This is a genomic window from Bacillus sanguinis (assembly GCF_018332475.1).
GTDB lineage: Bacteria > Bacillota > Bacilli > Bacillales > Bacillaceae_G > Bacillus_A > Bacillus_A sanguinis.
In genome coordinates this window covers 1-10945 of the sequence record NZ_BOQB01000080.1, presented here as the reverse complement: position 1 = coordinate 10945, position 10945 = coordinate 1, and the positions used below count along the sequence as shown (strand labels likewise).

Annotated in this window: 12 protein-coding genes; 6 read left to right on the top strand and 6 right to left on the bottom strand. The window is 33.9% G+C overall.

The window, feature by feature from the left end:
• Positions 1–47 precede the first annotated feature (47 nt).
• Entirely contained in the window at positions 48–701 is a 654-nt protein-coding gene (locus KI369_RS10705) for a DUF1648 domain-containing protein (protein ID WP_212955929.1), read from the top strand.
• On the opposite strand, the gene KI369_RS10700 is transcribed toward KI369_RS10705, so the two are convergent.
• Together KI369_RS10700 and KI369_RS10695 are read right to left on the bottom strand one after the other, a co-directional pair.
• Positions 694–1821: a metallophosphoesterase gene (locus tag KI369_RS10700; RefSeq protein ID WP_212955928.1), complete on the bottom strand. Its 1128-nt coding sequence runs from the start codon at positions 1819–1821 to the stop codon at positions 694–696. The genes KI369_RS10705 and KI369_RS10700 overlap by 8 nt on opposite strands.
• A gap of 147 nt (positions 1822–1968) precedes the next feature.
• On the bottom strand, positions 1969–2391 hold the full coding sequence (locus KI369_RS10695) for a GNAT family N-acetyltransferase (protein ID WP_212955927.1): 423 nt from the start codon (positions 2389–2391) through the stop codon (positions 1969–1971).
• Between the two features lie 130 nt (positions 2392–2521).
• Here KI369_RS10695 and pdxR point away from each other — a divergent pair, with 130 nt between their 5' ends.
• Entirely contained in the window at positions 2522–3922 is a 1401-nt protein-coding gene (pdxR, locus tag KI369_RS10690; RefSeq protein ID WP_212955926.1) for a MocR-like pyridoxine biosynthesis transcription factor PdxR, read from the top strand.
• A gap of 46 nt (positions 3923–3968) precedes the next feature.
• Here the strand turns inward: pdxR and KI369_RS10685 are convergent, their stop codons facing one another.
• The gene (locus KI369_RS10685; RefSeq protein ID WP_000755132.1) at positions 3969–4814 is read right to left on the bottom strand and encodes a YitT family protein; all 846 of its coding nucleotides are present in this window, start codon (positions 4812–4814) and stop codon (positions 3969–3971) included.
• 192 nt (positions 4815–5006) lie between these two features.
• On the opposite strand from KI369_RS10685, the gene KI369_RS10680 reads away from it, so the two are divergent.
• Genes KI369_RS10680 through KI369_RS10670 form a run of 3 tightly spaced genes read left to right on the top strand, consistent with a single transcriptional unit; the run spans position 5007 to position 7502 of the window.
• Positions 5007–5885, top strand: coding sequence for a nitrate reductase (locus KI369_RS10680; RefSeq protein ID WP_212955925.1), 879 nt, complete (start codon positions 5007–5009; stop codon positions 5883–5885).
• 23 nt (positions 5886–5908) lie between these two features.
• Complete coding sequence (locus KI369_RS10675; RefSeq protein ID WP_212955924.1) at positions 5909–6796, top strand: GNAT family N-acetyltransferase; 888 nt, start codon at positions 5909–5911, stop codon at positions 6794–6796.
• Positions 6789–7502 carry a class I SAM-dependent DNA methyltransferase gene (locus KI369_RS10670; RefSeq protein WP_212955923.1) on the top strand — a complete coding sequence of 238 codons (714 nt, stop codon included), beginning with the start codon at positions 6789–6791 and terminating at the stop codon, positions 7500–7502. Before KI369_RS10675 ends, KI369_RS10670 begins: the two co-directional genes overlap by 8 nt.
• A gap of 20 nt (positions 7503–7522) precedes the next feature.
• Here the strand turns inward: KI369_RS10670 and alr are convergent, their stop codons facing one another.
• Positions 7523–8698, bottom strand: a complete 1176-nt coding sequence (gene alr, locus KI369_RS10665; RefSeq protein ID WP_212955922.1) for an alanine racemase — start codon at positions 8696–8698, stop codon at positions 7523–7525.
• Between the two features lie 171 nt (positions 8699–8869).
• Here alr and KI369_RS10660 point away from each other — a divergent pair, with 171 nt between their 5' ends.
• Positions 8870–9331: a DinB family protein gene (locus KI369_RS10660; protein ID WP_212955921.1), complete on the top strand. Its 462-nt coding sequence runs from the start codon at positions 8870–8872 to the stop codon at positions 9329–9331.
• 7 nt (positions 9332–9338) lie between these two features.
• Here the strand turns inward: KI369_RS10660 and KI369_RS10655 are convergent, their stop codons facing one another.
• Both KI369_RS10655 and KI369_RS10650 read right to left on the bottom strand, forming a co-directional pair.
• Entirely contained in the window at positions 9339–10115 is a 777-nt protein-coding gene (locus KI369_RS10655) for a Cof-type HAD-IIB family hydrolase (protein ID WP_212955920.1), read from the bottom strand.
• Positions 10116–10121: 6 nt separating this feature from the next.
• On the bottom strand, positions 10122–10712 hold the full coding sequence (locus KI369_RS10650; protein ID WP_212955919.1) for a histidine phosphatase family protein: 591 nt from the start codon (positions 10710–10712) through the stop codon (positions 10122–10124).
• Between the last annotated feature and the right edge of the window lie 233 nt (positions 10713–10945).

The window sequence follows — 10945 nt, the reverse complement described above, 5'->3', positions numbered from 1 at the left end:
ATTTTGTTATAAGATACCAATTATTCATGTAGAAAGCTGGTGATTCAATGAATAATCGATTTAGTATTGCTTTATTTCTCACTATTGTTACGACAAATATTATTCTCTATTCCTTCTTACCATCAAGTATTGTTACGAAATGGGACTTCAATGGAACACCTACGTCAACAATGGATAAAGGCACTTTTGTTATCGTAAATATAATTATATGTTCCTTCTTATTCTTTTTATTTTTAGCTTTATCTAAAGCAGCGAGTAACCAGAAATTTCTCCATTGGATTGGCAACACAATGTTACTATTTTTATTTTTTGTTGATATTGTCATTGCCCTTATCGCTCTTGGCTTTTCACTTCCTCTTGATCATTTCATATTTATAGCATTAGGGCTTTCATTTATATTAATAGGCTATTTCAGTACCAAAATTGATACGAGTAAATCAACGGTTTCTTTGGAATGGAATGATAAGCACCTTGAAAAAAGAGCTTCAAATATTTGTAGTATTTCGATGATAATAGCAGGTATTTTCCTAGCGGGGCTTCCATTTATCGTTTCTGCTCCGTATAAAGGTTTTGCTATACTAGCAATTATTTTAGGAATGACGCTTGTCATTTTACCGAGTACGATTTATTTACTTATTAAAGACAGCAAACAATCTACTTCTAAAAAAAATAGGAGGTTACATCCCTCCTATTTCAGCTAAATATTTTCTTTTTCGTCTTTTCTATCTCAACTAAAATCCCTTTCTCTATCCAGCCTTCTACTCCATCTTTTTTAATTAAATCATATCCTGAGCAGCTACCATCAATGAGAGAAACAATATCTCCTTTTCTTACGCTTATTTGTGCACAAGAAATATCGGTTTTCACTGTGTATTCACCTGAATCTAGTTGCTTAATGTATTCATCTTTCACAGAAAGTAATGTATTCGTTTCCTTTTGCCTGCATATTGTGTAATCTTGCTTCTTCTCAATAGGCTCTATGTAATAATGTGGATAGGTAACCCCGCCCTGCATTGTTGCATCGGCATGAAAATCTGCTATTACTTCATATTCTGGAAAATAGTCTACATATGTATAAGAAAACTTATCACTTGCACTTGTCCTCTGAATGATAAATGCATTTAATTGTCCTGCCTCTTTAATCGCATTTCCGCCGTCAATTGCTATAATCTTTTTCTCCTTATCAATAACTGGATTGTTAGATGGAGCTTCATCAGAGTAGTTTACAACAGGCCAATGACCGACAACTACATACTTATTTGCTTTATGTGATTGATTGAAAAACTCCGGCATTGCTATCGCATTTTTTCGTTCCGTTTCTTTCCAATCCTCTCTATCTTCAAGGCCAGCATGTACAAAAATATAATCATCCGTTTCAATAGCTGTTGGTAATTCTGTTAGCCACTTTATTTCTTTTGAGAAATGACCCATCAATATGTTTTTCACTTCAAAAATATCACTTTCTTCATTAACGGTAACATTCAATTGCGCTAGCCATTCATTGAAAATTGTATTCTTTCTCGTACATAAATAATTTATTAGCGCAGGATTTTCGTTTACAAGTGCTTCAACTACAACCTCACAATTCCCTTCTATTACATACACATTTGGCTTACTAACTACTAGATCCATCACATAGTTTACGACGCCAATACTATTTCTCCCTTTCTCACAAAGATCTCCATTAATAATTAAGTAATCTTCATCTTTAAAATTAACTTTATGTAGTAGTTCCTTAAAAAGATCTAATTCTCCATGAATATCAGAAATAATGATGACTCTTACATCATTTGGTATAGATAATTTCTTTATTTTTTCCAAGTATAAACGCTCCTAACATTCTCTAAATTCAATATTCCCTTTTTATTTTCTAATATTCGACAAATTATATTACTAGACCTGTCCCTAGCTAAAATCTGAAAAAGAAAATAGGTTCCATATATTTTTACACACGGAACCTACTTAGTATTATAACTCTTTATAAAAAGAATAGCTTACCTTATTAAAGCCCTCTCTTTCATAAAAACGATGTGCATCAATTCTTGGAAACGCAGATGTAAGAACGATAGAACTGCACCCTTTTTCTTTCCCCCATTTTTCTACATATGACAGCAGAACATTACCATACCCTTTTGATCTGTGAGCTTCCGCGGTTACAAGGTCATATACAAAAACATGTTTCTCATTATAAAAATTCGTACAAATTGCTACACCAGCTAGACTAACAACTTCTTTATCTTCATTGCGTAGCGAAAATAGTTTATAGTTTTCTTCTTTCATTTTTTGAAATAAACAACTTGCTTCTTCTCTTGAAAGTTTTGTTCGTAATTGCTGTAATACAGGAAATATATCGTGTAAATCCGCTTCTGTTACGACTTCTTTAATATCCATTATGATTCTCCCCTTACTATTTATAAAATTTTCTAAATGTTATATCATCATTATAAAAAGCCACTGCCCTTAGCTTAAGTGACAGTTCTATTCTTTTTTATAAGGCCAGTATAAAAAGGAGCGTCTATAAATGGATCTGACTATCCCATTAGTATTACAAAGTAAAACACCCATTTACTTACAAATTTATGAATATATAAAACGAGAAATCTCTCATGGGTCACTACGTGCCGGTACACGTCTCCCTTCTCACAGAAATTTAGCTATGCAACTTAATGTGAGCCGTATTACAGTTGAATCTGCTTATCAACAATTACTAGCTGAAGGGTATGTAGAAAGCAAACCGAAACGCGGGATTTTTGTTGCTGAAGTCGATATTGATGTCATTCAAAAGAAACAGCAAATTACGTCAAACAGTGCTAATAAGAAAGAAAACGAACAATATGATTATGATTGTAGCCAAGGGCTTATTGATCAAAAAGCTTTTCCAATAACAAATTGGAAAAGAGCATTACACGAAACTTTATTTCAATATGAAAATGAATTATTTGCTAAAGAAGATCCACAAGGTGAGCTCGTTCTACGAGAACATATTTCAAAGTATTTATATCATGCTCGCGGGGTACATTCTTCGCCTGATCAAATTATTATTGGAGCAGGTACGCAGCCTCTTCTTTGGCTACTACTTCAACTACTTGGTTCAAAAAAAGAATACGGAATCGAAAATCCTGGGTTTCACCGTATACCTGCTATGATTCAAAGTTCTAATCTTCCCGTTCACCCTATCCCTTTAGATGATAAAGGAATTCATATTTCCGCTTTACGTGAATCGGGTTCCAATGTAGCGTATGTGACTCCCTCTCACCAATTTCCACTTGGAATCATTATGCCGTTATCTAGAAGACTCGAGTTATTAAAATGGGCGATTGATTGTAAGGGGTATATTATTGAAGATGATTACGACGGGGAATTTCGCTATATAGGAAAACCTATTCCTTCTTTACAAGGACTAGATTCAAATGAGTGTGTTATTTATATGGGAACTTTTTCGAAATCTTTTTTACCTTCTTTACGAATGGGATATATCGTTTTACCACCTCATCTGCTAAAAATCTATAAAGAATTTGGTGGTATGTATAAACAAACGGTTTCTACAATGCAACAACTTACCTTTGCCACCTTTATTCAAAATGGTGATTGGGAACGTCACATTAACCGAAGTCGTACGTTATATAAAAGAAAACATATTTCTTTAATTAAATCTATTACAAACGAAATGGGAAATAACGTTCATATACTCGGTGAACAATCTGGACTTCATATCGTACTTCACGTTCATAACGGTATGAACGAACAAGAACTTATTCATGCAGCTGCAAAAGAACGTATTAAGTTATACCCTCTCTCCACATACGATTCTGTTCATAATGTAAGGAAAGAGTCATATGTATTGCTCGGCTTTGGCAGTATTCCAGAGGATTGTATCGAAACTGTTGTCAAATTACTGAAAAAAGCCTGGTTCCCTAAATAAGAATAGCTCCACGCAAGTTATACTTACGTGGAGCTATTTTCATTCACTATTTTTCTGATCTCATTGCCCTTCCCGGACGTTTGACACCAGTTGTTTCTGTTGAATAGGAAGCTTCAATGATAGCAGTTGGATCTACAGAGAGAACGAGATCTTTCATTTTCGGATAAATGAAACGGTTTGTAATACAATAAATGATTCTCTTATGTTCTCCTAAAAAACCACCTTCTCCATGTAGATACGTAACAGATAATTGCAATTCTTTCATAAGTAGATCGCCTATTTCTTTATTTTTACCAGAAATAATCATAACGCTCTTTCCTTGATTAATACCATCTAATATGAAATCAATCATCTTCGTAACAATATAGAAAATTGCTAATGAGAACATCGCTTGTTCGATTGAGAATAAAATAGCAACAAAGATGAAAATAACCGCATTTACTGCAAGTAAAAATGTACTAATTGGTACTTTAAAGTGTTTGTTCATCCAAACAGCTAACATTTCTGATCCATCAATTGCTCCGCCCATTTTTACTACAATCCCTACACCAACACCAAATAGAACTCCTCCATAAAGAACAATTAACAATTCAGAAGTTGTAATTGCTGGAAATGGTTTCAAATAAATCAATCCGAGTGTTGTAACAACGTTTGCATAAGATGTACGGATAAAGAACTTCTTTCCCATTACTTTTGCAGTAAATAATAAAATCGGGATATTAATCCCTAAGAACACTCCATAAAGCGGCAATCCTGCAACTTTATTCGCCATAATAGCAATGGCTGTTACCCCGCCATCTACTAATCCATTAGGCGCTAAAATAAGCTCTAATGAACCTGCTACAATAATTGAGCCAATTGTTAATAATACGTATTCAAATACTTTCTTCATTCATTACCCCCAAAACTTATATATTTTCTTAGTATTATCATAACTAATTTTTTCCGCAAATACAAAGAAATTGCTTTATATACACATCTTTCACCTTTTTAGCAATTCTTATGTAGAACCGAAAACTTTAGCTCTTACATACGACATGTTATATACTTAATTTATAGAATTTACAGAAAAAGGAGCCGCTTCATGCTACAAAAACTATTTACTTCACCTATTTTATCTGTTCAAACTTTACACCCAGGTTATGAAGACCATGCAAGTGATGTGTTTCTTGTCCGAACAGAAGATGAAGAAGTCATCGTTCGTTCTTCTAAAATGAATGAAGAGCCAAATAATGATTTTTGGTGGGGATGTAAAAACCTATTTGGAATTGATCCAAGGAACGTCCATCATTTAGAACTTATACACGAATTATTGAAAAAGCATACTAACTTGCCCATACCCACTATTTTGCAAAAACATGTTTTAAATGGCCGGAAGTATGTTAGTGTCGAAAAACTAACAGGAAGTACGTTGCAATCCTTTATCGGACAATCTGATTCAATTTTATTCAGCCTTGGAAAAGGACTAGCAGAAATTCATTCGTTTCAAGCAGAGTTTATAGGAAACCCATCAGGTACTTTCCAAGTTCCACTAGAAGAATTTAAGTCTCACATATTAAAAGTCAGTAAAGAACTTGTAAATAGGTTTTATTCCGATAATGCGAGCATCCGTAACGCATTTCCTACTTTTGAATCACAGCTTTCTTCCTTGCCAACACCAAGGGGATCTACGCTCGTTTTAGTTGATATGGACCCTACTCAGTTTTTATCAGATGGTACAACTATTACAGGTTTAGTAGATACAGAAGCTTACGCAGTTGCTCCTCGAGAGTTTGATTTTATCGGACTAGAATATGTACTTACCGAAAAAGAAGCTCATGCTTTTAAAAGTGGTTACGAAACAATTATGCCTATTCCTCAACTTGAAAAGTGTAGACAGCCTTACCGTTATTTATACCGACTGTTGTCTGTTCAAGGGAGTGTGGAATTAGAAAAGTGGCTAAGTCATCCATCCTATTTTTAAATACGAATGTGAGGGATTCTGAAATGGAAATTCAGAAAAAGTGTTCTTTAACAGAATGTGAAATAAAACAAATGAAAAATTTAGCTCATATTTGCGGACAATACGATCAAATTGATTACTCTTCAGATTTACATGTCAACTTTTTAACTGCTCGCAATAATGAAGAGATATATGATTTTCTATTATATGATAATACTCAATTAATTGGTGCATTGAGTATGTATGACTTTGAAAGACCGACAAAAATCGAGTTAATAGGATTTGTTCATCCGAACTATAGGAAACTAAATATAGGCACTACTCTTTTACAAACCGCAATGAAAGAAATACGAAAAAGAGAGGCCGATGAAGCTCTTCTTATAATAAATGGGGATTCTGCTTCTGGGAAAGAATTTGCAATACATTTGAAGCTGCCTTATTTATATAGTGAATACAGTATGGAGTTCAAAGCAAAAGAAGTGCAAAAACCAACAAAGAGTACTATACAGCTCACTCTTGCATCTTCAAAATCACTTCTTGACCTTATTGAACTGTCCAGTAAAGCCTTCGGAGATTCAGCAGAAAATACCGCTACATGGTTACAAAAGATGATGAATTCATCTTCCCATCAAGTTTACAGCGTCCTTATCGATGAAAAAGTGATAGGAACAATTACAGTTTCTAAGCAAGACCAATCTACTACACTATCAGGATTCGCCGTTCATCCTTCTTATCAAGGCAAAGGATACGGCAAAGATATTCTTACGTCCATGGTACATACCCTTATTACAAAAGGAGCTTCAACAATTGAATTAGACGTCGAAACGAAAAATAACAATGCCTTAAAACTATATACACAATGTGGTTTTGAAATGAAAACGAAGCATGACTATTATAATGTAATGAATCTTAAGGTGAATACATATGTCTAAAAAACTAATTTATTCTGATTATGATATTTTCGCAGCCATTTATAATAAACATTGGGGGCATTACGCTGAACACTCCTATCTACTTTTGGAAAAACTCGTTTTACAATATGCCCCACCACATTCTCATATTTTAGATCTTTGTTGCGGGACTGGTCACCTTACTAAGAAGTTAATTGATAATACTTTTATAGTAACTGGTATAGATGGTTCTGCTCAAATGATTAAATACGCAGGTCAAAACGCGCCAGACGCAACCTTTATTGTCGATGATGCTCGTTATTTCAATATAAATGAGCAATTTCACTATGTTATCTCTACTGGCGATAGCTTAAACCATATTTTAAAATTAGATGAATTAAAAAATGTTTTTCGTAATGTTTACTCCGTATTACATAGCGAAGGTACATTCGTATTTGATATGAATATGGAAAAAGGTTTTCTTGAAAATTGGGTTGCTTCGTTTCATATTTCAGCGGAAGAATATGTTTGTACGATTGATTCTACATATGATAATGAAAATAAAAAAGCAGTAATGAACTTTATACTATTTCAGCATGACTTAGATAATAATTGGACAAGAAGTGACTTTTCATTTGAAGAAGCTTGTTATTCCAATGAAGAAATAATTTCTTCGCTAGAATCCGTAGGCTTTAAGGACATTCAATTACACGGTACAAGCAGAGCATTTTTCATTTGTCAAAAATAAAAAAACTGAATCATAACGATTCAGTTTTTTCTTAGTATATTTACGACAGTAGCCGTTTCATTATTTTCTTTATACACTCGCGGGATTCTTCTGTCTAACATACATGTAACTTCATAGTTAATTGTACCTAACATATCCGCTACTTCTTCTACCGCAATTTCTTCTTCACCTTGTTTACCGTAGAATACTACTTCTTCTCCTACTTGTACTGGCATTGCTTTTGAAACGTCTAACATGAGCTGATCCATACAAACACGGCCAATAACAGGTACTCGAACTCCATTTATTAATGCATGCCCTTTATTAGATAACTGACGATTATAGCCATCTGCATAACCAATCGGTACAGTTGCAATCCATTCTTCACCAGTCGTTACATACGTATTCCCATAACTTACACCGCGATTCTTCTTTGCATGCTTAATATGAGCTACTTTTGATTTTAACGACAACGCAGGCTGTAACGAAACAACTGCATGATCTACCTCTTTTGAAGGATACATTCCATAAATTCCAATACCGACACGAACCATATTTTGAAATGTATTGCTAAGCTCCATTGATCCAGCACTATTTGAACTATGAATATATGGAATATGAATTCCTAATTCTTTTGCTGCATTGACAGCTTTTTCAAATACATTTGTTTGCATATTTGTATAGGATTTATCAATTTCATCTGCCGTAGAGTAATGTGTAAACATTCCTACTACCTCTACATACTCCATACGGTTTAATTCTTCTAAAAATGGTTTAACCTCTTCTTCTTGTAAACCGATACGACTCATTCCTGTATCAATTTTCACCTGAATTTGCGCTTTCTTTTGAAGACGGTTTGCGATTTCATTTATACCTTGTAAATCTTCACTTCTATAAACAGTCATCATAACGTCATATTGAATTGCCTCTTCCGCAGCTGCTACTGACGTATAACCTAAAATTAAAATCGGCACGTTAATTCCTGCTTCTCTTAACTCTATCGCTTCATCTACAAATGCAACTGCAAGCTGATTTATTCCTGCTTCAATAGCAGCTTTCGCAACTTCAACTGCCCCATGGCCATACCCATTTGCTTTTACAGCAGCCATCATTGTAATATTTTCATCATTCACTCGTTTTTTAAATTCTTTTACATTATGTTTTACTGCATTTAAGTCAACTTCAACAATTGTATCTCTTCCATATTTCAAACTCATTGGTCTAACTCCTAACTCAATAATTGCATTCCATTCTATTTCACGTTTCTTATGACCTTTTACAATATAATACTTTTCAATATGCTAGTCAAACTACTAGAATTTTCGGAATTTTGAGTATGATATAATACCCTTAAGAAACTATTATAAACGGAGATGAGGAGAATTACAATGTTTGTTCCATCTGCCTTGCACCAACTTAAAGTTGCTGTTGATACTTCTATTCAAATGCTGGATCAATATACTGAAAGTGATTTAAAAATAGCTCCAATTCAATCGAAGCGTTCATTATTTGAAATGTGTGCACACCTGTCACTTATTTGTCATGCTGATTTACTCATTTTAAATGGTATTATGGAAAAACAACTACATAATTTCTATAAAGAACAAACTCCCGAAACAATTACGCAAATGCAACAAACTATGATACAAGGCTATGATTTAATTTCTAAAACTTTTTTATCCTATTCCAATGAACAATTAGCGGAAATTAAGACTGCTTATTGGGGTATTTCTTATTCACGCTTTGAATGGTTGCTTGAAATTGTTGCACACTTTTATCATCATCGTGGGCAAATACATATTTTATTGTGCGAGCACATTAAAAATCCTAACATACCTTTATTTCAATAAAGGTATGTTAGACGATATGAAACTTTTCTAAGGCAAATAAAATACCATCTTCACTCGCCTTCTTTGTAACGAAATCAGCTCTTGTTTTTAACTCTTCTCCGCCATTCCCCATCGCAATACCTAATCCCACATACTGCAACATCTCAATATCATTTCCCCCGTCGCCAAAAGCAATTGCTTCTGATTTGCAAATGTTTAAGTAATCTAATACTTTTTGAATTGCAGTTAGCTTCGATACTTTACTATCTTCCAATACATTTATAACGTAATAATGAAAACGATCAAATGTAAGCTTTGGGTATTTTTCAATAAACTTTTGAGATTCTATTTCATCCGCATACAGACATAAACAATAGACCTCTTCTGACAAATCCTTGCTTTTTTCAGGATACTTCTCTAAATTCAACGTCTCACTAAGTGCTTGCATTACACGCTTATTATCTGAAGCTATTCCGTTCATTGTAAAACCCTCAGTAAAATAAGAAACGCCCTGACCAAGTAATTTTGCAAACTCTGAGATATCATGAACGATTTCACTTGAAAGTACCGATTTATGTATAACTGTTTCCCCACACTTGATATGTGCACCATTTGCAGAAATAATTGTATGTATGCCCAGCTCTTTAAATTGCACGCATAAACTATATGGTCTCCCTGTAGTAAGAACTACGTGAATCCCTTTATCTATTAATCTTTGTATCGCTTCTTTTGTACTTTCGGGCATACTTCTGTCGATCTCACTTAAAAGAGTACCGTCAACATCAAAGAATACTACTTTATACATTGATCTTTACATCCCGTCTAAATGACTCGTATCATTAATGAAATGTACCGTTTTTTGTTCACCATCAATTTCAATTAAGCTTACTCCCGTATCTCCTATTTTAAAATAATAGTCCATTGAAATTGGCATTTTGAAAAACGCACGTAATAGACTATTTATTACACCACCATGTGCAACGATTGCAATTCGGTCATATGTATTCTCTGTCACGATTTTAGAAAAGATTCCTTCTATTCTCATTCTAAATTCAATAAACGACTCCCCGTTTTCAAAACGATCATGAAGAAACTTTGGCTCTGGATATTTCTTTGCTTCTTCAAATGAAAGACCTGCTTGTACTCCATTATTAAATTCCATTAATTCCTCTTCTAATTGAATTGGACACCCAATTCCTTCTGCTAATGTCTCACCAGTTTCTTTAGCACGTTTTAATGTACTTGCCCAAATAAAATCTGGCGGAAAATCTGCTTTCACTTTCTGTACAAGCCTTTGCACTTGCTGCCTTCCCTTTTCTGTTAATTCAAAGTCAGCTCGTCCTTCATGTACCTGCAAAATGTCCGCTTCGGATTCACCGTGACGTATTAATAATATTTGCACTTGTTTCCCACTCCCTCGTTTAATATCCACAAAATCCCATTGTATCATATTTTAAATTTTCTTTAACAAAAATATATTATCTTGACAGTTTTTTAACTCATCTAGTAAACGTGTTACTCCACTTAACAACTCCAAGCACTCTAAACTTATAATTCTTTCAAAAGCGACAAACAAAAAAGTCCTATCCATTGATAACTATTTATACATAAAATTGAATAAGACATTTAAAACAT

Excerpts from the sequence above, each read along its gene's own strand:
- KI369_RS10705 (WP_212955929.1), top strand. The coding sequence starts at position 48 with ATGAATAATCGATTTAGTATTGCTTTATTTCTCACTATTGTTACGACA.
- KI369_RS10695 (WP_212955927.1), bottom strand. The coding sequence starts at position 2,391 with ATGGATATTAAAGAAGTCGTAACAGAAGCGGATTTACACGATATATTT.
- pdxR (WP_212955926.1), top strand. The coding sequence starts at position 2,522 with ATGGATCTGACTATCCCATTAGTATTACAAAGTAAAACACCCATTTAC.
- KI369_RS10685 (WP_000755132.1), bottom strand. The coding sequence starts at position 4,814 with ATGAAGAAAGTATTTGAATACGTATTATTAACAATTGGCTCAATTATT.
- KI369_RS10680 (WP_212955925.1), top strand. The coding sequence starts at position 5,007 with ATGCTACAAAAACTATTTACTTCACCTATTTTATCTGTTCAAACTTTA.
- KI369_RS10675 (WP_212955924.1), top strand. The coding sequence starts at position 5,909 with ATGGAAATTCAGAAAAAGTGTTCTTTAACAGAATGTGAAATAAAACAA.
- KI369_RS10670 (WP_212955923.1), top strand. The coding sequence starts at position 6,789 with ATGTCTAAAAAACTAATTTATTCTGATTATGATATTTTCGCAGCCATT.
- alr (WP_212955922.1), bottom strand. The coding sequence starts at position 8,698 with ATGAGTTTGAAATATGGAAGAGATACAATTGTTGAAGTTGACTTAAAT.
- KI369_RS10660 (WP_212955921.1), top strand. The coding sequence starts at position 8,870 with ATGTTTGTTCCATCTGCCTTGCACCAACTTAAAGTTGCTGTTGATACT.
- KI369_RS10655 (WP_212955920.1), bottom strand. The coding sequence starts at position 10,115 with ATGTATAAAGTAGTATTCTTTGATGTTGACGGTACTCTTTTAAGTGAG.